This window comes from Nitrobacter sp. (assembly GCF_051535215.1).
GTDB lineage: Bacteria > Pseudomonadota > Alphaproteobacteria > Rhizobiales > Xanthobacteraceae > Nitrobacter.
The window spans coordinates 14,618-37,241 of the sequence record NZ_JBPPLY010000004.1 but is presented as its reverse complement, the minus strand read 5'-3'; the positions used below and the strand labels follow the sequence as shown (position 1 = coordinate 37,241).

Annotated in this window: 21 protein-coding genes and 1 tRNA gene; 13 read left to right on the top strand and 9 right to left on the bottom strand. The window is 61.6% G+C overall.

All coding sequences use genetic code 11. The features are described from left to right. Positions 1-105: 105 nt before the first annotated feature. On the bottom strand, positions 106-1,647 hold the full coding sequence (locus tag ACS3WB_RS06455) for an ATP-binding protein (RefSeq protein ID WP_438274744.1): 1,542 nt from the start codon (positions 1,645-1,647) through the stop codon (positions 106-108). Between ACS3WB_RS06455 and ACS3WB_RS06450 the strand changes: the two genes are divergently transcribed. Both ACS3WB_RS06450 and ACS3WB_RS06445 read left to right on the top strand, forming a co-directional pair. Further along, positions 1,646-1,858: a hypothetical protein gene (locus ACS3WB_RS06450; RefSeq protein WP_438274743.1), complete on the top strand. Its 213-nt coding sequence runs from the start codon at positions 1,646-1,648 to the stop codon at positions 1,856-1,858. The two genes, ACS3WB_RS06455 and ACS3WB_RS06450, sit on opposite strands and share 2 nt — an antisense overlap. A 479-nt stretch (positions 1,859-2,337) precedes the next feature. After that, positions 2,338-2,411: transfer RNA gene (locus ACS3WB_RS06445), tRNA-Gln, on the top strand. A 190-nt stretch (positions 2,412-2,601) separates the two neighbouring features. Here the strand turns inward: ACS3WB_RS06445 and ACS3WB_RS06440 are convergent. Then, complete coding sequence (locus tag ACS3WB_RS06440) at positions 2,602-3,855, bottom strand: MFS transporter (protein WP_438274742.1); 1,254 nt, start codon at positions 3,853-3,855, stop codon at positions 2,602-2,604. A 409-nt stretch (positions 3,856-4,264) separates the two neighbouring features. On the opposite strand from ACS3WB_RS06440, the gene ACS3WB_RS06435 reads away from it, so the two are divergent. Further along, entirely contained in the window at positions 4,265-5,143 is an 879-nt protein-coding gene (locus ACS3WB_RS06435; protein WP_438274741.1) for a LysR family transcriptional regulator, read from the top strand. A gap of 127 nt (positions 5,144-5,270) precedes the next feature. Here the strand turns inward: ACS3WB_RS06435 and ACS3WB_RS06430 are convergent, their stop codons facing one another. Together ACS3WB_RS06430 and ACS3WB_RS06425 are read right to left on the bottom strand one after the other, a co-directional pair. Beyond that, on the bottom strand, positions 5,271-8,414 hold the full coding sequence (locus tag ACS3WB_RS06430; protein ID WP_438274740.1) for a multidrug efflux RND transporter permease subunit: 3,144 nt from the start codon (positions 8,412-8,414) through the stop codon (positions 5,271-5,273). Between the two features lie 60 nt (positions 8,415-8,474). Further along, positions 8,475-9,635 (bottom strand): efflux RND transporter periplasmic adaptor subunit, encoded by a 1,161-nt coding sequence (locus ACS3WB_RS06425; RefSeq protein WP_438274739.1) that lies wholly within the window; start codon positions 9,633-9,635, stop codon positions 8,475-8,477. Between the two features lie 136 nt (positions 9,636-9,771). Here ACS3WB_RS06425 and ACS3WB_RS06420 point away from each other — a divergent pair, with 136 nt between their 5' ends. The 7 genes from ACS3WB_RS06420 (at position 9,772) to ACS3WB_RS06390 (ending at position 16,411) form a co-directional block, all read left to right on the top strand. Beyond that, positions 9,772-10,248 carry a MarR family winged helix-turn-helix transcriptional regulator gene (locus ACS3WB_RS06420; protein WP_438274738.1) on the top strand — a complete coding sequence of 159 codons (477 nt, stop codon included), beginning with the start codon at positions 9,772-9,774 and terminating at the stop codon, positions 10,246-10,248. 149 nt (positions 10,249-10,397) lie between these two features. Beyond that, positions 10,398-10,637, top strand: a complete 240-nt coding sequence (locus ACS3WB_RS06415) for a hypothetical protein (protein WP_438274737.1) — start codon at positions 10,398-10,400, stop codon at positions 10,635-10,637. Positions 10,638-10,889: 252 nt separating this feature from the next. Then, complete coding sequence (locus ACS3WB_RS06410) at positions 10,890-13,469, top strand: TonB-dependent receptor (protein ID WP_438274736.1); 2,580 nt, start codon at positions 10,890-10,892, stop codon at positions 13,467-13,469. A gap of 26 nt (positions 13,470-13,495) precedes the next feature. Continuing rightward, positions 13,496-14,185 (top strand): Fe2+-dependent dioxygenase, encoded by a 690-nt coding sequence (locus ACS3WB_RS06405; protein ID WP_438274735.1) that lies wholly within the window; start codon positions 13,496-13,498, stop codon positions 14,183-14,185. 9 nt (positions 14,186-14,194) lie between these two features. After that, a complete protein-coding gene (gene exbB, locus ACS3WB_RS06400; protein WP_438274734.1) occupies positions 14,195-15,133 on the top strand; it encodes a tonB-system energizer ExbB in 939 nt (312 codons plus the stop codon). Positions 15,134-15,136: 3 nt separating this feature from the next. Beyond that, positions 15,137-15,613 carry a TonB system transport protein ExbD gene (gene exbD / locus ACS3WB_RS06395; protein WP_438274733.1) on the top strand — a complete coding sequence of 159 codons (477 nt, stop codon included), beginning with the start codon at positions 15,137-15,139 and terminating at the stop codon, positions 15,611-15,613. 3 nt (positions 15,614-15,616) lie between these two features. Beyond that, complete coding sequence (locus ACS3WB_RS06390; RefSeq protein ID WP_438274732.1) at positions 15,617-16,411, top strand: TonB family protein; 795 nt, start codon at positions 15,617-15,619, stop codon at positions 16,409-16,411. Positions 16,412-16,460: 49 nt separating this feature from the next. Here ACS3WB_RS06390 and ACS3WB_RS06385 read toward each other — a convergent pair whose 3' ends face one another. From ACS3WB_RS06385 to ACS3WB_RS06370, 4 genes are all read right to left on the bottom strand, one after another. Further along, positions 16,461-16,874: a hypothetical protein gene (locus ACS3WB_RS06385; protein WP_438274731.1), complete on the bottom strand. Its 414-nt coding sequence runs from the start codon at positions 16,872-16,874 to the stop codon at positions 16,461-16,463. A gap of 46 nt (positions 16,875-16,920) precedes the next feature. Continuing rightward, entirely contained in the window at positions 16,921-17,604 is a 684-nt protein-coding gene (locus tag ACS3WB_RS06380; RefSeq protein WP_438274730.1) for a site-2 protease family protein, read from the bottom strand. 200 nt (positions 17,605-17,804) lie between these two features. Beyond that, positions 17,805-18,746, bottom strand: a complete 942-nt coding sequence (locus ACS3WB_RS06375; RefSeq protein WP_438274729.1) for a cupin-like domain-containing protein — start codon at positions 18,744-18,746, stop codon at positions 17,805-17,807. Further along, positions 18,743-19,963 carry a GNAT family N-acetyltransferase gene (locus ACS3WB_RS06370; RefSeq protein ID WP_438274728.1) on the bottom strand — a complete coding sequence of 407 codons (1,221 nt, stop codon included), beginning with the start codon at positions 19,961-19,963 and terminating at the stop codon, positions 18,743-18,745. The genes ACS3WB_RS06375 and ACS3WB_RS06370 overlap by 4 nt, the downstream gene beginning before the upstream one ends. Before the next feature lie 448 nt (positions 19,964-20,411). Between ACS3WB_RS06370 and ACS3WB_RS06365 the strand changes: the two genes are divergently transcribed. Both ACS3WB_RS06365 and ACS3WB_RS06360 read left to right on the top strand, forming a co-directional pair. Beyond that, positions 20,412-20,666 (top strand): hypothetical protein, encoded by a 255-nt coding sequence (locus tag ACS3WB_RS06365; RefSeq protein ID WP_438274727.1) that lies wholly within the window; start codon positions 20,412-20,414, stop codon positions 20,664-20,666. 36 nt (positions 20,667-20,702) lie between these two features. Further along, a complete protein-coding gene (locus ACS3WB_RS06360; protein WP_438274726.1) occupies positions 20,703-20,987 on the top strand; it encodes a hypothetical protein in 285 nt (94 codons plus the stop codon). A 322-nt stretch (positions 20,988-21,309) separates the two neighbouring features. On the opposite strand, the gene ACS3WB_RS06355 is transcribed toward ACS3WB_RS06360, so the two are convergent. Beyond that, entirely contained in the window at positions 21,310-21,492 is a 183-nt protein-coding gene (locus tag ACS3WB_RS06355) for a hypothetical protein (RefSeq protein ID WP_438274725.1), read from the bottom strand. Positions 21,493-21,999: 507 nt separating this feature from the next. On the opposite strand from ACS3WB_RS06355, the gene ACS3WB_RS06350 reads away from it, so the two are divergent. After that, positions 22,000-22,443, top strand: coding sequence for a hypothetical protein (locus ACS3WB_RS06350; RefSeq protein ID WP_438274724.1), 444 nt, complete (start codon positions 22,000-22,002; stop codon positions 22,441-22,443). Positions 22,444-22,624 lie beyond the last annotated feature (181 nt).

Sequence of the window (22,624 nt, the reverse complement as noted above, 5' to 3'; positions counted from 1 at the left end):
TCATAGAGGATGACTGTCCGACCCGAAAGCGAGGCTTGTCGGTGGCGATGCAAAAGCGCTTCGCTTTTCATCCGGAGCAGCGCGGACCTGCCCTTAATCTCCGCTCTACCGCAACGGCCTTTTCAGGAGCGTGAAGCGGTCGGGATCGAGGCCGAGCGACGGCTGCAGCATCGGTGCGTCCAACATGCGTGGGACCGGCTTTTCCGCGGAGCCGATATCGTTGGGTGCGTCGCGATGCGAGGTCGCGCCCCGCCAGCGTTCCAGAACGGCGTCGACGAACTGCGCGTCATGGCCGGGGGCGCTCGACGGTACGGTCGAAATCGTCGCCTCGCTGCGCGGCAACTGATGCGTCGGAACTTCCTTGAAACGCAGACGGGTGGGGAGCGCGACGCCTTCGCCGAAGGCCAGCACCTCGCGGGTTCCGAGCGATGGCACGAACGAGAGCAGGTTCGCCGCCGCATCCGAGACGGCCGAACGCAGCAGCGCCTGGTCGCGCTCGTTGGCGAGCCGCATCGTGAACAGCGTGTTGCACTGGGAAATGATGGTGGCATCGAGTTCAGCCGGGCGCTGCGTCACGAGGCCGAGATAGACGCCGTACTTGCGGCCTTCCTTGGCGATGCGGGAAATCGCCTTGCGCGTCGGGCCGAAGCCGATGCTGCGGTCGGCCGACGCATAGCGGTGGGCTTCTTCGCAGACGAACAGCAGCGGCGAGACGCCGTCGCTCCACAGGCCGAAGTCGAATGCCATGCGGCAGAGCACCGACACCACGGAATCGACGACCTCGGCGGGGAAGCCCGCAAGCTGCATGATGGTCATCGGCTTGCCGTTGGCGGGCAGGCGGAACAGCAGGCTGACGACCTCGGCCATCGTATCGCCGCCGACGTTCGCATTGTCGAACATGAAGGCGTAGCGGGGATCGTTGCGCACGGTTTCGATGCGCGAGATCAGCTTGTGGTAGACGATGCGCGACGAGCGGTTCTCGAGTTTGCCCATGCGCTCGTCGATCAGCGAGATCATGTCGACCAGGCGATAGGGCACCGGCGTATCGGCAGTGAAGCCGACGCTCTTGGGATCGACGCGCTTGAGGCCGACACGGTCGGCGTGCTGATATTGCGTATAGATTCCCTTCGCGATCGGGATCACCTCGGCGAGGATGTCGAGTTCTTCCGGCACGCCGGGCCGACCTGCGAACAGGACGTCGACGATTTCCTCGAAATTGAAGAGCCAGAACGGCAATTTCAGATTGCGCGGGTTGAGTACGATCGAGCGCTCGCCAAAACACCTGCCGTACTCGTTGTGAACGTCGAGCAGGAAGATGCGGAGACTGGGCCGCGATTTCAGGATTTCGTTGATGAGCAGCGAAACGCCGCTCGACTTGCCGACGCCGGTTGAGCCGAGCACAGCGAAGTGCTTGCTGAGCATTTCCTCGATGTCGACATAGGCTATGACGGACTTGTCCTGCTGCAGCGTGCCGATGTCGATCTGATCCGCTCCGTTGGGTGTGTAGATGGTGCGCAGTTCCTGGTTCGTGATCAGTTCTGCCGGGTCGTCGATCGCCGGATAGTTGGTGACGCCGCGCTGGAATCGGGGGCAGGAACCGGAGCTGTCGAAGATTTCGCCCAGCAGGTCGACTGAGGCGCTTGCCATGAACTCGTCCGAGGACGGCAGATTCTCGCAGGAGACCTCGGTGATCATGGCAACGATCGTGGAGGTCGCGCTGCTGCGCAGACTGACGGATCGCCCCACCGTGGCGCGCACTGCGGCGGCGGACATCCGGCTGGTCTTCAGAATGCCGACGCGCGCCTGCGATCCGCGTACCGAGATCACGCGTCCGAACGAACTGGCGGAGGTCGTATGAAGCATTTTGCTGATCACAATTCTTGTGCTGTCGACCCCGACTGTCGCATGCAGTTATTGTCAAAACGGTTAAACCCGGAACCTCTCGGACAGCATGACGGATCTGCGATGTGCGTTGCGCAGTTCGGTGCGACGTGCTGATATCATTGGAGAATGGGCTTTGAGGGCGCGAGCCGCCCGGATGTGGCTCCGCCCGCGGAAATTAGCGGTTCATTAACCGCTAGGGGGAGGCTGCAGCGCCGGCGGGGATTGCCGGTGGTGGAGGTTGCTGTCGGAAGTTCGGGTGGGATTCGCCCCCGAAATAGATGTGCGGTCGGAAGCCGCTGCGCAATAAGCTGCCCGCCGATCAGAAGAAATGGGTTCGATCCCATCCGCGCGCTTGCCAAGAGAGGGAACGAGCGGGTAGAACGACCACGTTTCGGTCGCGCCCGCTTTGAGCCTCGGCCGTATCTGTAACGCCTTGCAGGCATTACAGAAACTTGGGGAATGGTGTAACGGTAGCACAACAGACTCTGACTCTGTTTGTCTAGGTTCGAATCCTAGTTCCCCAGCCAGCCTCTATTCTCTCCTCGCAGATCAAAGACGTCGAACCCGCGGCTTTCGAAAAACCGCGGTGGTCCGTCACAATGGTCCACAACAAGGGCTCGAATGGCATCGGGCGGTGCCTGCGGCGGCGGGTCATCCATGGTTTTTCGCTTCCCATGGCTGCGACGCCTGCCGCTTGTCGTATTTCGGGCGAGCTTATTATGAGCCTGGTAAGGCGTGACGACGCGGAGCGAGGAACGGGGTTAGGAGGAACATCCCGAGCGCTACCGCGAACAAAAGCCAGGTTGGAGCTTGGAAGGTGCCGGTGACATCTCGCAGCAAACCGACGAGCAAAGGTCCAGTGGCGGCGAGCAGGTAACCGACGGTCATCATGAATGCATTCCAGGTATTCGCTTCGTCCGCGCTATGCGCGTTATCGAGCGGCAAGGTCATTGCGAGCGTAAAGCCGCCGCCCACACCAAATGCAGCGATGGCAATCGAGATGTGAGGCAGTGATGGCACCAATGCCATCCCGAGAGTCCCCATGCCCGAGAGCGCCGCACAGACCGCGAGCCACGCCCGTCGGTCATGCGCCCGGCTCAATAAACCGAGCACCGGCATCGCAACCGTGAAAACCACCGTGAAGGTTGCAAGCACGAGACCCGCAGATGACGCGGACAGGCCATGCTCCCGGTACATCGGAGAAGTCCATGCCAGGAACGCGAAGAACAGAAAATTGTCGCAAGCAAAGAAAAGCGCCACGAGCCACGCGGTTGAATTCCTGAGCGGTAATCGTACAGCCGTGATGGCCTTGGCCGTAGCTCCGGCCAGTTCTCGCCGTTCCCGCATGAGGATTCCAAGTGCCGCGAAAATCGCAATCAACGCGACAGGACTCCAGATACCTGTTCCGATCCGCCATCCGCTTGATCCGTTTGCGTCCGCAATCGCCGCAATCGGGCCGGTCGCGGCGGCGGAGATCGTCGTGCTGCCCGCGAGCGAGGTCGTATAGATGCTCATCATCATGGCGATGTTCGTCGGAAATCGGGCCTTGATGATCCCGGCGAACAGCGTCCCCGCTATCGCGATTCCAGCCCCCACGCCCACCGTGGTCAGCAACAGCAGCGTGACGTCCGAGACGAACGTGCGCGCTACCATCGAGATAAACAGCAGCACGAGTGACCCAAGCAATAACTCATTTTTTCCAAGTTGCCGCGCCAACCACGGGGTTGGCAGCGCCAGTAGCCCCATCAGTAATGTCGGGATGGTCGTCAGCAACGATGCAGTTGCATGCGAAAGCGAAAACTCTCGACTGATGAGTGGCAGAACCGGACCAATGGACGCGATGCCAGGCCGAAGCGCCATCGCGATTACGATGATCGCAACGACGAGCCACGCTGTTTTTCTCGCGCCATCCGAGCCTTCGCGAGTCGGTTTGGTATTGCAGATCGCTGCTGCCGATCCGGCTTCCTGCATGTTGCGCTCCGTCAGGCTATGATATCGAGCTGTCAATAAGTCTGCGCCAAGCAGTCAGCGACCTTACTCACGTCGACCTCGTCGATCGGCGCGCCGTAATGCTTGATCATCTTGTTGATCCCCCAGACCCGTGGACCAAAATAGAACCTTCTCGATCACGCGATCCAACTCATAGTTTTCATCGTTCCAATCGATGCTATCGATAAGTGGGGAGGCGAGCGGCTAACCGTCATGCCGCTTGGATTCGCGGCACGGTGTCGTGTAGTAAACCGACCTTTGCTGTTGCGGACGATGTCGACGTGATTGGTGATCGAGCCGTATCAAATGATTTCACAACGTCAAGCGCAGGTGCATTGAAGGCCACGGCTCCGACAAATCCTTCAACGTGCCTGCCGTCAGGTAGCGCTCCATGACACTGGAACAATTGCGCATCTTCATTGCCGTCGCGGAAAAGCAACACGTCACGCGAGCCGCGGGCTCGCTGAATTTGTCGCAATCGGCAACGAGCGCCGCCATCGCATCGCTGGAGACGCGTTACGGCATAAAGCTGTTCGATCGCGTCGGACGTGGCATCGTGCTGACACAAACGGGACGCGATTTTCTTTACGAAGCGCGTGCCGTCGTGGCCCGCGCCGAAACGGCGGAGCAAGTCCTGAATGATTTGGCCGGTCTGAAACGTGGATCGTTGACGATCGCAGCCAGCCAGACCGTGGCGAATTACTGGTTGTCCGCGCGCATCCAACAATTTCAAATGGTCTACCCAGGCATTCACCTTCAAATCGCGATCGCAAACACGGAACAGGTGACTCAAGCTGTTCATGATGGCGTTGCAGACCTCGGATTTGTCGAAGGCGAGACCAGTGACCCTTTACTGGAGGTTCGGAAGATTGAGGGGGACTCGTTGATCGTCGTCGTCGGCATGAAGCATCCCTGGGTCAGTCAGACCAGGATTGCACCGGAAAGCCTGACAGCCACGGGCTGGATCTTGCGGGAGCCCGGCTCCGGCACGCGATCGATGTTCGAGGCCGCACTTGGAAAATTTGGGCTGAATATCTCGGACCTTACAATCAGGCTCGAGCTGCCGTCGAACGAGGCCGTGCGCGTGGCCGTCGAGTCGGGCGATTGTGCAACCGCGATATCGGATCTCGTCGTGACGCAATCGCTGAAAGCCGGAACGCTTCATCGCGTCAGGATCGAGCTTCCGCGGCGCTCCTTCTTTGTTTTACGACACAAAGAGCGTTATGCCAGTCAGGCACAGAAAGCGTTGCTCGCATCGTTCCGGATTTGAGGGCGGCTCAACCACGGAAATCGTTTCGAAGCGGAAAGCGATCCTGGGCTGGCTGACAAGGTTGAAGCGGCGCGCGCGCTGGCGCCCGCAAATTCGAAGCCGCTGGCGTCGGCTTCTGATCCGCGCGCTATTCGGCCGCTTCGTTGATCGCGGCGCCTCCGGGCACGTTTCGATCGCTCCCGGCATCTCCTCGGCCCCAACCGGACAGCCAGTTGGAGAACTGGTCGAGGTAGAGATAGACCACCGGCGTGGTGAACAGCGTCAGCACCTGGCTGACCGCCAATCCCCCGACCATGGCGTAGCCGAGCGGCTGGCGGATTTCCGCGCCGGTACCGGTGCCGAGCATCAGCGGCACACCGCCGAGCATCGCGGCCATGGTCGTCATCATGATCGGGCGGAAGCGGAGCAGGGCGGCCTTGCGGATCGATTGCTCCGGCGACAGGTGCTCCTCGCGTTCGGCCGCGATCGCGAAGTCGACCATCATGATGCCGTTCTTCTTCACGATGCCGATCAGCAGGATGATGCCGATCAGCGCGATCAGGCTGAAATCGTAACCGAACAGCATCAGCGTCGCGAGCGCGCCGACGCCCGCCGACGGCAGCGTCGACAGGATGGTGATCGGGTGGATGTAGCTTTCGTAGAGAATGCCGAGGATCAGATAGACCACGACGAGCGCGGCGAGGATCAACAGCGGCACGGTGCCGAGCGATTGCTGGAAGGCTTGCGCGGTGCCCTGGAAGCTGCCGCTGAGAGTAGCCGGCGTGCCGAGCTGGCGCATGGCGTTCTGCACGGCGTCGGTGGCCTGTCCCAGCGCCACGCCCTGCGCGAGATTGAAGCTGATGGTGATCGCCGGAAACTGGCCCTGATGGCTGATCGACAGCGGCCGCACCGGCACGGTCGTCCACTTGGCGAACACCGAGAGCGGCACCTGTTCGCCGGTGAGCGGCGACTTCACATAGATCTTGTTCAGCGTATCGACCTTGCCCTGTAACTCGGGAAGGATCTCGAGGATCACGTGATAGCTGTTGAGCTGGGTGAAGTACTGCGCGACCTGCCGCTGGCCGAACGCGTCATAGAGCGTGTCGTCGATGAGTTGCGGCGCAATGCCGTAACGCGAGGCGGCGTCGCGATCCACCGTGAGCGTCAGCGTGGTGCCGTTGGTCTGCTGGTCGGTGGCGACGTCGCGCAGTTGCGGCAGCGTCTGCAGCTTGCTCAGCACCTTCGGCGCCCAGGTGTTCAATTCGTCGAGATTGGCATCCTGTAGCGTAAACTCGAACTGCGTGCGGGTGGCGCGCCCGCCGAGCCGGACGTCCTGCGCCGCCTGAAGAAACTGCCGCGCGCCTTCGACCTTGTCGAGCTTGGGCCGCAGCCGCGCGATGATCTGCTGCGCCGAGGCGTCGCGCTCGCTGCGCGGTTTCAGCGTGACGTACATGCGGCCGTTGTTGAGCGCGCTGCCGCCGCCGCCGATGAACATGGCGATGCTGGCGACGGCGGGATCGGACATCACGATCTGTCCCAGTTCCTCCTGCTTCCGCTTCATTTCGTCGAAGGAGATGTCCTGCGCCGCCTCGGAGGTGCCGAGGATCATGCCGTTGTCCTGCTGCGGGAAGAAGCCCTTCGGGATGATGACGAACAGGTAGATCGACAGGGCCAGCGTCACGAAGAACACCAGAAGCGTGGTGCGCCGCCAGCGCAGCACGAGGTCCAGACCGCGGCGATAGGCGTCGAGCATAGCGTCGAAGCCGCGTTCGCTGAGCTGATAGAGCTTGCCATGCCGGACGTCGTGCTGGTTTCGCAGGAAGCGCGACGCCATCATCGGCGTCAGCGTCAGCGACACGACAAGCGACACGAAGATCGCCATCGCCAGCGTCACCGCGAATTCGCGGAACAGACGTCCGATGATGCCGCCCATCAGCAATAGCGGGATCAGCACCGCGACCAGCGAAATACTGATCGACATGATGGTGAAGCCGATCTCGCCCGCGCCTTTCAATGCCGCCGCCATCGGCGTTTCGCCTTGCTCGATGTAGCGACTTATGTTTTCCAGCATGACGATGGCGTCGTCGACGACGAAGCCGACCGAAATCGTCAGCGCCATCAGCGAGAGATTGTCGAGCGAATAGCCGAATGGCCACATCAGCGCGCATGCGCCGAGCAGCGCCAGCGGCACGGTAACGCTCGGAATGATGGTTGCCCAGAAGCTTCTCAGGAACAGGAAGATCACCATCACGACGAGGACGATGGTGATGAGCAGGGTGATCTGCACGTCTTCGACGGCGGCGCGGATGGTGGTCGTGCGGTCGCTGATGATGTTGATCTTGATCGCCGGCGGGATCGCTGCGATCAGTTTCGGCAGTTCCGCCTTGATCCGGTCGACGGTGTCGATGACGTTGGCGCCGGGCTGCTTGAAAATGACCAGGAACACGCCGCGCTCGCCGTTCGCCCACGCCGCCCGCTTGTTGTCCTCGGGGCCGGACACCGCCCGGCCGATATCGCGGATGCGCAGCGGCCCGCCGTTGCGGTAGGCGATGATGACGTCGTTCCAGTCCTTCGACGCGGTCAACTGGTCGTTGGCATAAATGGTGTAGCTGCGCGTCCCGCCGTCGATGCTGCCTTTCGGGCTGTCGACCGTCGTCATGGTGATCTGGCTGCGGATGTCCTCCAGTGACAATCCCTTGGCCACGAGCTTCGCAGGATCGATCTGGATACGGATCGCGGGTTTCTGCTGGCCGCCGACGAACACCTGCGCAACGCCGGCGATCTGGCTGATCTGCTGCGCCATCTGCGCGTCGGTGTCGTCGCTCACCGTGGTCAGGGGCAGGGTGTCGGATGTCGCCGACAGCAGCATGATGGGCGAGTCGGCCGGATTGACCTTGCGATAGGTCGGCGGACTCGGCAGGTTTTTCGGCAACTGGCCGCCGGCGGCGTTGATGGCGCCCTGAACGTCGTTGGCGGCGCCGTCGATATTGCGGTTGAGATCGAACTGGATCGTGATCGAGGTCGATCCGATCGAACTGGTCGACGTCATCTGCGCGATGCCGGGAATCTGCGCCATTTGCCGCTCAAGCGGCTGCGCCACCGACGACGCCATGGTTTCGGGACTTGCGCCGGGCAGGTTCGCCTGGACCTGGATGGTGGGGAAATCGACCTGCGGCAGCGGCGCGACCGGCAGCAGCGGGAACGCCACCAGTCCGACAAACAGAATGCCCGCCATCAGCAACGAGGTTGCGATGGGGTACCTGATAAACGGTGCGGAAATGCTGCCGTTCATTCTAATGTCCTGATCCCGAAGTTCGCATGTCCCCCAGCAACCACGACGCGAGCTTCCGGACTAACGGGTTTTGCCGTCGGACGGTTCGGAGTCCGCGACTGTCGTGGTCACGGCCGATCCCGGCTCAACCCGATATTGTCCAGCAACTATAACACGTTCTCCGGGTGTCAGGCCGTTCTCGATCACGGTTTCGCCGTCAATCGACTGGCCGGCCTTGATCTTGCGAAACTCGGCCTTGTTGTCCTGATTGACGGCGTAGGCATAAAGCCCGTCGGTTCCGTGCTTGACGGCGTCGTCGGGAACCACGACGGCATCCTTCACCGTGGACACAAGCAGGCGGGTCGAAACCGACTGCCCAGGCCACAGGACGTGATCCTTGTTCTGGAAAACCGCCTTGAGGCGAATGGTTCCGCTGGTGGTGTCGACCTGATTGTTGATCAGCGTCAGCGTACCTTCGGAAAGAACCCGCTTGCCGTCGGTGGAGTAGGCGATTGTTTTCGGTGATCCGGCGGCGAGGGCGTCCTTGATCTGCGGAAGCTGCTCTTCCGGCGCGGTGAAAACCACGGCGATCGGCTCGATCTGCGCGATGGTGACGATGCCGGTCTGCGTCGAGGCGTTGACGATGTTGCCCTGATCCACCTGACGGAAGCCGGTGACGCCTGCGATCGGCGCGCGGATGTTGGTGTAATCGAGCTGGGTTTGCGCGTTGGCGATCGCGGCGTCATCCGCCGCGATCTGCGCGGTGAGTTGCTGCACGGTGGAGCGCTGGGTATCGGTCTGTTGTCGGGTCGCGAACTCGCCGAGCTTGGTATAACGCTGCAAGTCGAGATTGGCATTGGCGCGATTGGCTTCATCCTGCGCCTTCTTGGCCTTGGCTTGATCGAGGGCCGCCTGAAATGGCCGCGGATCGATATGGGCGAGCAGATCGCCTTTCTCGACCAATTGGCCTTCCTTGAAGGCGATCCGGTCGATCTGGCCGTCGACCCGCGTGCGGACCACGACGGTATTGAAACCCTGAACGGTCCCGAGCCCGGTCAGATAGACCGGGAAATCGCTTTTTCGAACGGTCGCGATCTTGACCGGAATCGCGCGCGCGTTCGCGGCGCTGGTGTGATCGGCACCTTTATGCTTTCCCGCGCCGTGCTGCCACAGCGCATAGCCACCCGCCAGGGCGATCACCGCGACGAGGGAGGTCCAACCGAGGATTCGCGACCGTGACATGGGGGCTCGCGTTGAAAAATCCGGACTTCAAAAATTGTCCGATTAGCCGTAGATAGATGCATGCATATAATGTGTAAACACACCATCCTTTGATAATTCTAAACAATCGGAAACCTTTAAGGCCAGTGCGCTGCTGATGTCTCTCGATCGCAAACGCCAGTTCGTCTCGCAATTGATCGAAAGCTCACGCCTGCTGCGCAATTATATCGACCTGCGCGCCAAAGGCTGCGGGACCACGCGGGCACAGTGGATTGTGCTGTTCCAGCTCCGTCAAAAGGAAGGCCTGTCGCAAGTCGATCTGGCCGACGTCCTGGAATTGCAGCCGATTTCGCTGGTGCGGCTGCTCGACCGGCTGGTCGATCACGGCTTCCTGGAGCGCCGGCCCGATCCTCGGGACCGTCGCGCCAACCGTTTGTTTCTGACCGGGGCAGGGCGCCGGCTCGTCGACGATCTGGACAGCCTCCGCGACTCCATCGCCGCGGATGTCCTGCAGGGAATTCCAGAGGAGACGGTCGAAACGAGTCTCGAGACCCTTCGGGCCCTCAAGCACCGTATTAAGAGTGTCTCCGACGACAAGGGCTCTGAAAAGCCGGGCGATGCCGCGAGCAAATAACGGCTGCGCACGGGACGTCAGCCGAAACGTTGCGCCTCACGGGACGGCGCCGATCAAGTTGTCAGTTGTCACTGAATATCGCTTCTCCCATATCAGCCCATTGCAAACCGGACGCAAAGCCGGGATGCACGAACAAATAGGGGTCTACGATGGACGAACTGAACGGCCGGATGATGGCCTGCCAGATCATGATTACCGGTTTGATCGCGCACGTGGCCAACAACTCTCCGGATCCGCTTCGTTTCCTGACCGATTTCCGCGACGAGATCAAAGCCGTGGTGCGGCAGGTCAATATCGCCGGGACGGACGATACCGATCGCATCAGAAGCGTTGCGCAAAAGACCGTCGATGAAATGCTGTCGCTGATGAAGCCTCCGAGCGTCACCTGATGATTATGGCGCTCCGGCAGTTAGAATTGTTTCAAATATAACGCAGTCAAGAGAATTGGGTGCAAAGTCCTGCGACGGATTGGTCAGGTAATTTAGAATCGCTATGATTTAGATAGATTCAAAAAACTAAGCAGTACCGGCTCGCCGAAACGCGTTGACCCTCAAAATGTTGATCGATAGTGCTCCCCATGCGGTAAATGACCGCAGCGTCAATCACGCGCATTGACCTGTTACCAATTGGGGGAACGTTTCATGAGCAATGCAAGGGTGCCGAGGTCGTTGCGGACTGTCGTCGCGGCCGGGTCGATTGACAGGTCGCTGGAGGTCAATTCCGTCGGCAAGGTATCCGCCGTTGCAGGCCTCATCGCGGCCGCCTCCTTCTCGCCAGCCGAAGCGCAGCAATCCAGCCTCCCGCCGGTGACGATCGATGCCCCGGTCGCCCGTCCGCATCGCGCCGCGCCGAAGCCCACCGCGGACCACGTCCGGGCGCGCACTGCATTGCGCCGTGCGGCGCGGCGCGCCCAACCCGCGCACGTCGCTCCGGTGCCGTTTCCCAACGCCGGCAACCTCGCGGCGGATCGTAATCCCTACGCCGATGCGGCCGCGCCCTATAAGGTTGATCACCTGCAGGCGTCTGGCAAATTTCCCGAGCCGCTGCTGAACACGCCGAAGACGGTCACGGTTCTCAGCAAGGAAGTGCTCGCGGACAAGAGCGCCACCTTGCTCAAGGATGTGGCGCGCACCACCGCCGGCGTCACGCTCGGAACGGGCGAGGGCGGCAACGCTTTCGGCGATCGCTTCTTCATCCGCGGCTTCGATGCGCGAAACGACGTTTTCATCGACGGCGTTCGCGATCCGGGCGTCAGCGTTCGCGAGAACTTCTTCACCGAGCAGGTAGAAATCTTGCGCGGGCCGGGCTCGTCCTTCGCCGGCCGCGGCACCACTGGTGGCGCAATCAACATCGTCACCAAGCAGGCCAATACCGAAGGCAACTTCTACAACATGGATACGATCTTCGGCACCGACCAGACCAAGCGGGTGGTGCTCGACGTCAACCAGGTCATCAGTCCGACACTAGCCGTTCGCGCCGGGGGTCTGTTCCAGGACGCAGACATCGCGGGCCGAAAATACATCACGGACGATCGCGGCGGCGGTTTCCTTGCGGTGACCTGGAAGCCGATCGACGCGATCAAGGTCCAGGCCAACTACATCCACACCGATCTTCACGGCTTGCCCGATTTCGGCGTGCCGTATTACCGGCCGGCGAGCGCGCTTTCGGGGACACAATATACCTCGACCGCAGGCGGACCGTTCCCGCAATTCGGCCTCAACCGCAACACCTGGTACGGCTTCCTCAATCGCGACTACCAGTCCTACAGGCAGGACATCGGCACGCTGAACCTGGAAGCCCATATCACGCCCGACCTCATGGTCACCAACAAGACGCGCGTGCAGCACTCGATCCTGGACTATATCGGGACGCTGCCGGAAGGTCCGAAGGTGACCGATCCGAACCCCGCTAACTGGACGCTCAGCGCCAATCCGCAGAGCCGCTTTCAGCCGACCAATGTCTTCGCCAACCAGACCGAGGCAGCCTACAAGTTCGGCACCGGATTGTGGCACCATACCGCGGTTGCCGGCGTGGAAATCTCCGCCGAAAGGTCGAGCATCGACAAGTATGCGGGCCTGAGTTCGGAGGCACTGCCAGGTGGTTTCAGCGGGAGCGGCTCGTTGACGGGCGTCAATATTTTCAACCCGCAATACACCAATCTTCCGTTCGGCACGGATCCGTCGCTGACGGGTCGCCCGACAAAGATCAATATCGACACCAAGAGCGTCTATCTGCTCGATACCGCCAACTATAACGATTTCATCATTCTGAACGCCGGCATCCGTTACGACGACTACCACATCGGCACCAGCGGCTACGGCACGGTGAACGGCGTTGCGAACACGTTCGGCACCCAGTCGCTCGACTCCGGCCTGACCAATTACAATTTCGGCGCGGTGGTGAAGCCGCTCCCCTATGTCAGCCTTTATGCCGCCTATGCGACGTCCGCCAATCCGGTCGGCGCCGAGTTCGACGGCACCAGCGCGACGTATGGCGGACTTGCACCCGTTTTGAACGGCAATTCGAACCAGATCTTCGGGCCTGAGAAGAATCGCGCCGCCGAAGTTGGCACCAAGTGGGAGCTGTTCGACCGCCATCTTCTGGTCCAGGCGTCGCTGTTCCAGACTTGGAAGGATAACGCGCGCGAGTCGCAGAACATAGCAAGTGCTGGAGCGGCCACGCCAACGTGTCCCTATCCGGCAGGCAGCACCGGTACGGTGTCCTGCATCACGGCAGGCGCGGCCTATTGGATTCGCGGCATCGACATCGAAGCCGCCGGCAAGATCACCGACAAATGGAGTGTGTTCGGCGGCATCGTGCTGATGCAGTCGGAAGTGACGAAGTCGCTCGCTCCTTCGGCGCAGCCGCTGCTTTACGCGAGCAATGTGGGCCTGCCGCTCGCCAACATCGCGCATCAGTCCTTCAACATCCTCACCAAGTATCAGGTGACGGATATCTGGGAGGTCGGCGCGCAGGCCACATACCGCTCGAAGATCTACGGCGGCACGTTGCTCGCGGCCAACCAGGGGACGTCACTGCCTGACTACTGGCGCTTTGACGCCTTCACCGAAGTGAAGATCAATCCGAACTGGAAGGTGAAGCTCGCCGTCAACAACATCACTAACCAGCTCATCTATGATGCCTTGTATCAGAGCGCCACGCCGTTCGTGTTCGTCGCGCCGGGCCGTGTCGCCTATCTGACGCTGTCAGCTCGTTACTGATCGATCCACGTTCGGGATGCGGACACATGCTGATCTGCGTCCCCGGCGTATTGACCAAGGATGACGTGGCGGATTTCCGCCGCGTCATGGACGCCGCCGAATGGGAGGACGGTCGTTCCACGGCGGGCGCCCAATCGGCGCTGGTCAAGAAGAACGAGCAGTTGCCCCCGGACAGCGAGGTGGCGCGGACGCTCGGCAACCGGATCATCTCGGCGCTGACGGCAAATCCGCGGTTCATCTCGGCGGCGATTCCGCTGCAGATTTTTCCACCCCTGTTCAACCGCTACGTCGCGTCCGACGGACATCATTTCGGCGTTCACGTCGACAATGCCGTGCGGGGCGATCGTTTGACCGGCTTGCGAATTCGCACCGACCTGTCGGTCACGTTGTTTTTATCGGAACCGGACGATTACGACGGCGGCGAACTGGTAGTTGAAGACAACTATGGTTCGCATGAAATCAAGCTGCCGGCGGGCGATTTGGTGCTCTATCCGGCATCAAGCCTGCATCTGGTGACGCCGGTGACCCGCGGTGTCCGGGTTGCGTCTTTTTTCTGGCTGCAGAGCATGGTACGGGATGACCACGCGCGCAGCCTGATCTTCGACCTGGACACGGCGATTCAAAATCTTGTTGAACGTCTTGGCCGCGATGATCCTGAAACGGTCAAATTGACGGGCATCTATCACAATCTCATCCGCTACTGGGCGGAGGTATGAGTAGCCGCAATGTTTAGAATCATTCTAAGAATTCTACCGATGGCGGCTGCGTTGACGTTTGCGTCGCTGGCGTCACCCGTGGCCGCACAGCAGAACAAGACCGCCGGGCCGCCACCGTCGGCCCAGATTCAGCCGCCGGTCCAGACGGCCTTACCGCCGCCCCCCAGCATATCACCGCCGACTGCCGCCGATGCCGCGCCCGCTTCGGGTGCGACGGCCATCAACCCGCTGAAGGCGGAGACAACGCCTCACGAACTGTCGCCGTGGTCGATGTTTCTGTCGGCGGACGTGCTGGTCAAGTTCGTGATGATCGGTCTTGCGTTTGCCTCGCTGGTGACCTGGACGATCTTCATCGCAAAAATGGTCGAGCTGTCGCTTGCGCGGCGCAACCTCGGCGCGGCGCTGGCACAGATCAGCGAGTCGCGCTCGCTGGCGGAAGCGCAGATGGCGCTCGGCGACAAAAACAGCGTGCTGGCGTCCTTGCTGGGGGCAGCCATGCGCGAGGCGCGGCTGTCGGCCGGAATCTCCAGCGACGCCGGCATCAAGGAACGGGCGGCGTCGAGTTTCGCCGAAATCGTCCGCGCGGAGTCGCGGCGTATCCGGCTCGGAATGGGCCTGCTTGCGACCATCGGTGCGACGTCGCCTTTCGTCGGCCTGTTCGGCACCGTCTGGGGCATCATGAACAGCTTCATCGGGATTTCCAAGGCGCAGACCACAAACCTCGCCGTGGTCGCGCCCGGCATCGCCGAAGCGCTGCTCGCGACCGCGCTCGGCCTCGTCGCGGCGATCCCGGCGGTCATCATCTACAATTATTTCGCGCGCGTGACGCGGGGCTACATCGAACTGGTCAGCCGCGCATCCGGGTCGTCCGGACGATTGCTGTCGCGCGACCTGGACCGGACCCACGGCGGGTCCCTCGGCGCAGCGCATTCGCGCGCGGCGGAGTAGGCGATGGGCGCATCGATTGCAGAAGGCGGCTTTGACGACGACGAGGATTACGCCGAAGCGCACGAGATCAACGTCACGCCGTTCATCGACGTCATCCTGGTTCTGCTGATCATCTTCATGGTGGCCGCGCCGCTGTCGACCGTCGATCTTCCGGTCAACCTGCCGACGTCGAGCGCGACGCCGCAGAAGAAACCGGACAAGCCGACCTATGTGAGCATCAAGGCCGATCTTGCGGTTGCGATCGGCGAAACGCTCGTGAAGCGGGTCGATCTGGTCCGGACGCTCGACAGCACGCCGAACATGACCAAGGACAGTTTCATCTTCCTGCGGGCGGATCGCGCGGTGCCTTACGGCGACCTGATGGACGTGCTGGAGATCCTGCGCGCAGGCGGCTTCACGAAAATCAAGCTGGTGGCGCTCGAAGGCGTTCCGGACGCCCAGTCCGTTCCGGCCGCGGCCACCGCTCCCGCAAAGCCTTGAACCATGTCTGAGATCATCGCAGAGCCTCCGCCGTCCCGCCGCTTGTGGGTTTTCTCCGCGGTCGCTGCGCTTACGATCCACATCGGTTGCGTTGCGCTGGCGATGGCTCACATGCAGTCCGACGAGGCCGAAGACGATCTCGGCGCGCCGGCGATCGAGATCGGGCTCGATCTGGCTTCGCCGCATCGCGAGGCGACCGACCTTCCGCCCGGACCGGACACCGACGCATCTGTCGCTTCACCCGCGCTTGCCGAGCAGAAGGCGGTGGTGAAGGAGACCGATCTGCCCAAGGACACGCCGACGGAGGCTGAGGATCCGGATCGGATCGTCACCGAAAACGAATCGAAGAAGCCGGTGGATGACGATCCCGAGAAGGCGGCGGTGCAGACGTCCGCCTCGCAGGAATCGGTAGCCGCGGAGGCGACCGCGATGCCGAGCGTCGAACATGCGCCGGAGTCGGAGCGTTCGGTCGCGCCGCAGCAAGGCACCGGCGCGAGCGCCCGCCGCATCCGCGCCACATGGCAGAAGGAACTGGTCGCGCACCTCGACAAGCACAAGCGCTATCCGCCCGAACGCTCACAGAAGAGTGCGGAAATTCTCGTCAACTTCGTGCTCGACCGTCTCGGCCATATCGTTTCGGCCTCGATCGTGAAGGGATCGGGCGATGCGGTCTTCGACCAGGCCGCGCTGGCCATGTTGCACCGGTCCGATCCGGTGCCGCCGCCGCCGCCGCTGATCGCGGACGAGGGATTGAGCTTTACCCTGCCGGTGGTCTTCCGGGTCAAGAACAAGGGCTGACGCCGTTGTTGTCGCTGACGTTGTCCCGGCTGTCGGGAGGCTGCGCGCGTTATCGGAAAAAATAGTACCGGATGCCGACATAGATTGCAGCGAGCAGGACGAAGATCAGTGCGACGGGCAAACGCTGGCGTGGTTTCGTCCCGGAATTTTTGCCCTGTTCTTGTTGCGGTGCGGGACGCTTGAAGGCGGTGACATTATCGAGTTCCACGATCGGGTCTTTTGGCACCGACTTGATGTCCGGCGGCGTGCCGGTGCCGCCCATCTCCGCGTAGTAGGCGTTGTAGATCAGACCGATGGTAGTCTCGCTCGCTTCCGTCTCGGGCATCGTTTCGAGAAAACCCTTGTAACTCGAAAGGAATGCCAGGGCCTCCGTGGGCAGCGATGACGAGCCGTTCAGTTTCGTCATCATTTTCCAGGTTGCGAAGTCGGCGCGCGCCTTGGTGTCGGCGCGCCTCGCAATCATTTTGTCCTGTGCTTTGATCAACTGACTACGCCCCTCGCAACTGCTTTTATGTATTGCCCGTGACCAGCAGAAGAAACTGTATCACATATCCGGTGACTGTTCTCACGATGGTGGAGATCACGTCAAGATTGAGTCCGAGCTGGCTGCCGAGCATCGGAAGCAGGAGGAGGACCCCGATCAGGATCAGCAGCCCATAAGGTTCCAGCCGGGCGAGGGGGGCTGCCAGGACGTTCGGCAACAGACCAACCGCGACCCGTCCGCCATCCAGCGGCGGGATCGGCAGCATGTTGAACACCGCGAGAATGACATTGATGATAAGCGCGTTCTGCAGGTTGTCGGCGACCCACTGGGCGCCGTTGGCCGGGACCAGGCCGAGCCCGTGAAATGCCAATGCCGCGGCCAGCGCCAGCAGGATGTTGGTGGCGGGGCCGGCGAGCGCCACCCAGACCATGTCGATGCGGGGATGGCTCAGGTTGCGGAAATTCACCGGTACCGGCTTTGCGTAGCCGAACAGGAACGGCGCGTGCGACAGCAGCAGAATCCCCGGCAACATCACGGTACCGAAGGGATCGATATGTTTCAGCGGATTGAAGCTGACGCGGCCGAGCTGCCAGGCGGTGTTGTCACCCAGCCGGTGCGCGACAAATCCGTGCGCGGCTTCGTGAAAGGTGATCGCGATGACGAGCGGCAGCACCCAGACCGACAGCGTGTAGAGTGAAATGCCCGACAATCGGCGCCTCGTGCGGTTCGACGGATACGATCCATACCATAGGTCGCAGCGGCGATGACAGAGGATTAGGGCGCGGCGGGGCCTGCCGCTTCGCCCTTTCGGGCATTGCGGAAGCCCGCCCCGCGCATTCGTCAGCCATTTCGCGGGAAGGAGGCATGATCGCCTACCGCTGGCGCCGACCTTTGCAGATACACAACCTGTTAGGCGTCTTTCAGATAGTAGTTGGCGCGTTTGCCGAGCGCGATGCGGCGCAGGATTCGCCGCATCGTCATCGAGCCGCGCAACGGCCTGACCGCTGCCGTGCCTGCGCGATAGAACGCCAGCTTGGCCGCATCGAACGCGGGTTGCGTGCCCGGAGACTTCTGGGGCCAGCCGAGACCGCGCAGCATCGAATTGAAAAAATGCAAATCGTTGATGCGGCGGACCTCGCGCGTTTTCCAGGTGATGGCCATCGAGATCGAGTGCGATCCGGCGGTGCGTACCCAATGCGGCCACTGGTAAGGCACGAAGCAGCCGTCGCCGCCGAACATGTGGAATTCGATGCCGCGCAGCGCGAAGCTCGGGTCGAATTTCAGATTGCGATGTTTCGTCATCGAGTGCTCGATCTCACGTTCGGAGACCAGACTGCGGTCGCTGTTGTCGTAGATCGTGAAGAACTTTTCGCCATGGATCTGGACGAAAAAATTGTCTTCGCTGTCGAGATGGAATGGCGTGGTCGAATTCGGCGATGAGACAAACAAAAAACCCTCGAGCTGCTCGAATCCGGCGTCGCGCAGGCTGTCGAAGCCGCGGGCGCGTGCGACCGAAAGCAGCGCATCCTCGATCAGGCGGCGGTACTGCGGCGAGTTCTCGACGCGCTTCAACACCATCCAGGCACCGGCGGTCTCGATCCGCTTCACCACCTCGACCGGATCGAGGTCGATCGCGGGAATCGCATCGGGATCCTGGCTGATTGCCACCTTGCCGGAATTGTACTCGATCAGGTCGCGCGGCAGTTCGGCAGCCAGTTGCGCGATGCGCGGCAGCGTCAGCAGCGGATGTCCGGCAAGCCCGTGCCGGATCGCGAACGGCTTGAGCGGGAAGTCGCGTCGAAGCGCATCGTCGGCCGCGGTGATGGCCGGCGCCGATTCGGAGACGCTCATGTGTTTTTTTCCTGACGCTTGCGGATGGCATGAATGGCGCGGCGCGCGGATGAGCGCATCTGTCCGCGCAGCGCGATCGCCGCCTTTGCGAGCGGAACGACGTAGCTGCGGCGCAGCGGGAGCAGCACATCACCGATCGTAAGCCGGCCGCGCCAGATCGGGTCGATCATCGGATGACCCGGATGCGCCGTGGAATCCGCGAGCGCGATCGCCGGATCGGCGCAGAGGTGCCGCGTGAGATCGAGCGTCAACTGCACGCCCGGTGAAAATTTTGCGAATTTTTCGTCGACGCCAAGCTTGAAATAGAATGCGTGATCCTGATGCCGTAACACGATGGCTGCCGCCACCGGCGTCGTGCCCGCGCGCAGGGTCACGACTTCACACTGGCCGCGCTCGGCCAGCGCCGGGCTTGCGCGGCGGATGAAGGCCGCGTCGCCGTCGTGCTGGAGTAAGGCGGTGCCCCGTTTCCCCTTCCAGCCGCTGGCTTCCAGTTCAAGGAACGTTTCGAGCGCCGGCACGACATCGTGGGGGCTGCGCGCGACCTGGAACGAGACCTCGCCTTGCTCCGCAAGGCGGTTACGCTGCCGGCGCAGCTCTTTCAGCTTCTTGACGCCGAGCGCGTCGCGCAGCAGGTCGTCTGGGTCCTGCGTCGCGTCGAGACAGGCTCGCACGTGTGTCTGCAGTATGTGCGGCCTGAGGCCGTCGCGTTCCAGCACCGCGGTGAGCGCTTTCATCGCGGCGCCGTCGAGCGCGGCGTTGCGCAGGATCAGCGCGTGCTGGCCGATGGCGCGAGCCTTGTGCAGCAGCATGGCCGCGGCTTCAGTTGCAACGTCATGATCGAGCAGCGGAGTGCTCAGCGTTCCATAGGGATCGGCGCTCACAAGAACTGGGAGCGGAATCCGGTAGGCTCTCCAGGCGGAGACGACCGGAATCAGGCCGATGAGCGTACCAGCGTGGGGGTCGGCGGATGACGCGGCGCGTGCCGCCAGCGCGGACGCATTGGTCCGGTCGCGCGCCGTTGCGTCGAGCGGCAACTCCCAGTCGGCGAGATTGTAGGCGTTCGGCTCGACCGCGCGGTCGGCAAGGTCTCGCCATTGGTCGACGTCGATCGATGCGAGTGCTGCGGCGTCACAGCGTGATGCGGTTCGGGGTGCGCGCATCGCGAATCCTTGCGCCGACGAGCGGCGCACCGGAGCCCAATTGACGATTTCGGCCATGTCCCCAAATTCCCATGCACGACGGATGGCGAGGTCACGAGCTGCAGCGCTGCGACCTTGCTTCCGGCAGAGGTTATGGGAAACATTCGAAGATAACCTTGGCGCCGACGCTTAATATACGCATCGGCATTTACCGGGCATTTACCGTAGCCGGGACCGGGCGCGGGCGACGGGGCGGGAGGATTTTTTGCGGCGGCCGGCGTCCCCTGCTGCTATCCTGAAAGCGGGAGCGTTTCCGCCACCGCGATAGGCCATGGTCCAATCGTGGTGGAAGCACGTCAAAGCAGGCGGCTCACGATCAAAATATTTTTGGTTCGCTCAATGGTTTGCGGTCCGGAGTTGCCTTAATATCGCAGCCAGCCCGGCGTCTTGTCCCGGCGTCTTTTCAAAGTGTGCACACACTGAGCAACGGCCATCGCACCGCGACATGGCAATTGAGGGGAAGGCCATGAAGCTGGCAGCATTTGCATTCACGGTCGGTGTTGCGATGACGGCGGCCATGGTGTCGGCGACACCAGCCGATGCCCAGATGGGCGGCGGTCATCATCGCCGCGGCGATAGCGGCGATCAGAAACCGGCCAAGAAACCGAAGGTGGACGAGAGGGCTTACAACGAGGCGCTCAAGACGATTCCCGATTCCAAGGAGAAATTTGACCCCTGGGGAAGTCTCGGCGTTTCATCCGCAGAAAAAAAGCCGAAGTAGCGGTTCGTCCGCGGGTACCGTTAGGGGAGAATTTCGATGAGGGTTCTACGCGCATCCGTGCTGATGACGGCACTGCTGTCGGGGCCAGCCTTTGCCCAGTCGCCGCATATCAATATGCTCGCCGATAAGCCCGGCAAGACGCAGGAAGAAATCGAGAAACAGCAGGCCATCGAAAAAGCCTACAAGGATACGCTGCGGACGATTCCCGACGCCGCAAGATCCAACGACCCCTGGAGCGGCGTGCGTAATGAAGGCCAGCCCAAAGCCAGCGCCAAAAACAAGGCCAAGTCGAGGTTGGGCGCTACGGGCACGGCGAACTAGCGAGATCCCGACCCGAAGGGCCGCGCGAACGCAAAGCGGAAACCGATTTTCGGGTAAGACCGCGCTTCATCAGAAGGATACACCAGAATCTGTTCACCGTAGTTGAATCAGTCTGGTGTCTTTCCGCGTCCGAGTTGCTGTCTTCGAACGCACGCTCAAACAACAACGCCACCTGAGCGGAATATGATCGCCCGGTGACGTTGTGCCTAGACTGGGCAGTGCAATCCCCCAGCCCATTGTGGGTCGTTTCATCGAGCGAAAGGTTCAGTCGGGTCCCGGCCGAGAACGAATGAACGGTGTTTTGCCGGAAGACAGGCGAAAGCTACTGGGCGTGAGTCCAGATCGCGTAGGGGACTTCCCGGCCCGTGGTCTTGTCGAGCTTCACGCCGACGTCCAGAACGTTGCCATCGGGGGAGCGGATCTCATAGGCCCAGGTGAGCCCGCCACTGACGAGATCGATCTCGTCGGTTGTCAGGTTACGGATGCCTGTGATCGGTTGAGTCATGTCGGTCTCCCGTCGGTGCGGCGGGAAGGCTTCCCGCAAATCTCCGAACAGGTGTAACGGCCTGCGCGCGACCGCGGCGTGATCCGGATCACATAGCCACTTCTGATTCTGTGCGAATCTCTCCTTCAGCCTCGCCGCCGGGGTGATTCTGAAAGAATTGATTAAGTTTCTGCGCTCATTCTACGAAAACTTGTTTTGCGTACCGGGAGAAACATCATGCTGACCACCGAACCTGGATTGGCCCGGAATTTCCTCAATATCGCGTTCGCCGGCTTCGGCGTGCTCGTCACGGTTCTGATCGGGGTGGCGCTAAGCTGACATCCCGCAAGATATTCGCTGGCTAGCTAAAGCGGATAAGTAATGTGTGGTGCGGCTTTCGGCCCGCATCCCGTTCTGGAATATGGAATAAATCCCGGTCATGATCTGGATCGATTCGATCCAAAATCATCCTGATCCAGAGGGCGTGAGACACTTGTCCCGCCGCCTCGATCGACCGGAGCGACCGACGTGGGCAACAGCAGCGGCTTGGACAAGGGACTGCTGGCCCTGATCCAGAACGTTTTGGGTGCGCGCCACAACGCGCCTCAGCCCGAACAGCCTGACGACGATCCGCTCGCCGCACCCGAATCGCCCGAGGCAGGAATTCGGGAGCCGGCGGAAGCGGGTGATCCAACTGCCGACGCCACCATGCGGTCGGATCAACCGGAGGAGAGCCACAACCGCCGTAAAACCGCGGACGAACTGGCCGGTATCATCCTGAAAGCGCTGCGAACGCTCGACGGCGCGCCGGCCAGCGGGTTCGTGGTGACCGTCTATGGCGCAAACCCGTGGAATGCCATGCTGACAATCAAACCGGAGGCCGGCCCGGTCGCCGATCCAGGCCTGTGGCGTGGACGCGTCCGGGACATGGCGGCGCGGTTACGTCAGGATTTCGACCTGGCGGAGGCGTAACGGATAAACGGAGCAGGGCGGGGTCCGAACAGTGGCGGGCACGTCGTTCGGGTCAGGGCCGCGACCAATATCCATCGATCGCGTGGGCCAGGAAAATGCTGACGCTCATTATTCCAAAGACGGCGGTAATCATTTCCAGCATGGTACTCATCCTATTACCCAGCGCCTGCCAGCAAAATCA

Excerpts from the sequence above, each read along its gene's own strand:
- ACS3WB_RS06450 (WP_438274743.1), top strand. The coding sequence starts at position 1,646 with ATGAACTCGTCCGAGGACGGCAGATTCTCGCAGGAGACCTCGGTGATC.
- ACS3WB_RS06455 (WP_438274744.1), bottom strand. The coding sequence starts at position 1,647 with ATGGCAAGCGCCTCAGTCGACCTGCTGGGCGAAATCTTCGACAGCTCC.
- ACS3WB_RS06440 (WP_438274742.1), bottom strand. The coding sequence starts at position 3,855 with ATGCAGGAAGCCGGATCGGCAGCAGCGATCTGCAATACCAAACCGACT.
- ACS3WB_RS06435 (WP_438274741.1), top strand. The coding sequence starts at position 4,265 with ATGACACTGGAACAATTGCGCATCTTCATTGCCGTCGCGGAAAAGCAA.
- ACS3WB_RS06430 (WP_438274740.1), bottom strand. The coding sequence starts at position 8,414 with ATGAACGGCAGCATTTCCGCACCGTTTATCAGGTACCCCATCGCAACC.
- ACS3WB_RS06425 (WP_438274739.1), bottom strand. The coding sequence starts at position 9,635 with ATGTCACGGTCGCGAATCCTCGGTTGGACCTCCCTCGTCGCGGTGATC.
- ACS3WB_RS06420 (WP_438274738.1), top strand. The coding sequence starts at position 9,772 with ATGTCTCTCGATCGCAAACGCCAGTTCGTCTCGCAATTGATCGAAAGC.
- ACS3WB_RS06415 (WP_438274737.1), top strand. The coding sequence starts at position 10,398 with ATGGACGAACTGAACGGCCGGATGATGGCCTGCCAGATCATGATTACC.
- ACS3WB_RS06410 (WP_438274736.1), top strand. The coding sequence starts at position 10,890 with ATGAGCAATGCAAGGGTGCCGAGGTCGTTGCGGACTGTCGTCGCGGCC.
- ACS3WB_RS06405 (WP_438274735.1), top strand. The coding sequence starts at position 13,496 with ATGCTGATCTGCGTCCCCGGCGTATTGACCAAGGATGACGTGGCGGAT.
- exbB (WP_438274734.1), top strand. The coding sequence starts at position 14,195 with ATGTTTAGAATCATTCTAAGAATTCTACCGATGGCGGCTGCGTTGACG.
- exbD (WP_438274733.1), top strand. The coding sequence starts at position 15,137 with ATGGGCGCATCGATTGCAGAAGGCGGCTTTGACGACGACGAGGATTAC.
- ACS3WB_RS06390 (WP_438274732.1), top strand. The coding sequence starts at position 15,617 with ATGTCTGAGATCATCGCAGAGCCTCCGCCGTCCCGCCGCTTGTGGGTT.
- ACS3WB_RS06385 (WP_438274731.1), bottom strand. The coding sequence starts at position 16,874 with ATGATTGCGAGGCGCGCCGACACCAAGGCGCGCGCCGACTTCGCAACC.
- ACS3WB_RS06375 (WP_438274729.1), bottom strand. The coding sequence starts at position 18,746 with ATGAGCGTCTCCGAATCGGCGCCGGCCATCACCGCGGCCGACGATGCG.
- ACS3WB_RS06370 (WP_438274728.1), bottom strand. The coding sequence starts at position 19,963 with ATGGCCGAAATCGTCAATTGGGCTCCGGTGCGCCGCTCGTCGGCGCAA.
- ACS3WB_RS06365 (WP_438274727.1), top strand. The coding sequence starts at position 20,412 with ATGAAGCTGGCAGCATTTGCATTCACGGTCGGTGTTGCGATGACGGCG.
- ACS3WB_RS06360 (WP_438274726.1), top strand. The coding sequence starts at position 20,703 with ATGAGGGTTCTACGCGCATCCGTGCTGATGACGGCACTGCTGTCGGGG.
- ACS3WB_RS06355 (WP_438274725.1), bottom strand. The coding sequence starts at position 21,492 with ATGACTCAACCGATCACAGGCATCCGTAACCTGACAACCGACGAGATC.